A 392-nucleotide genomic window follows, 5' to 3' on the forward strand; every position below is an offset into this window, starting at 1 on the left:
GTCATCAGCCCGGTGACGTGCACGGACTCGTCACCGCGGGGTGGGACGACTTCTGGGGACGGTTCGACGGGATCGCCGACGCGGTCAAGTTCCGCCGGGAGCGTGCCGCGAAGCAGATGGGGACGCTCGGAGCGGGCAACCACTTCGTCGAGATCTGCACGGACACGACCGGTTCGGTCTGGCTGATGCTGCACTCCGGTTCCCGGAACATCGTGGGACGACTTCTGGGGGCGGTTCGACGGGGTCGCCGAAGCGGTGAAGTTCCGCCTGGAGCGGGCGACCAAGCAGATGGGGACGCTCGGACGGACACCCCGCAGATGGCGGCCTACCGCAACGACCTGTTCTGGGCGCTGGCTGATGCTGCACTCCGGTTCCCGGAACATCGGCAAGGA

The 392-nt window shown here is 67.3% G+C and carries 1 protein-coding gene; it reads left to right on the plus strand.

Features of this window, described 5'->3' with window-relative positions; genetic code table 11:
* On the plus strand, positions 1-392 hold a 392-nt coding region (locus EAO76_RS40655; RefSeq protein WP_262376169.1), incomplete at both ends, for an RtcB family protein.

Source organism: Streptomyces sp. sk2.1, assembly GCF_008120935.1.
Taxonomy (GTDB): Bacteria; Actinomycetota; Actinomycetes; order Streptomycetales; family Streptomycetaceae; genus Streptomyces.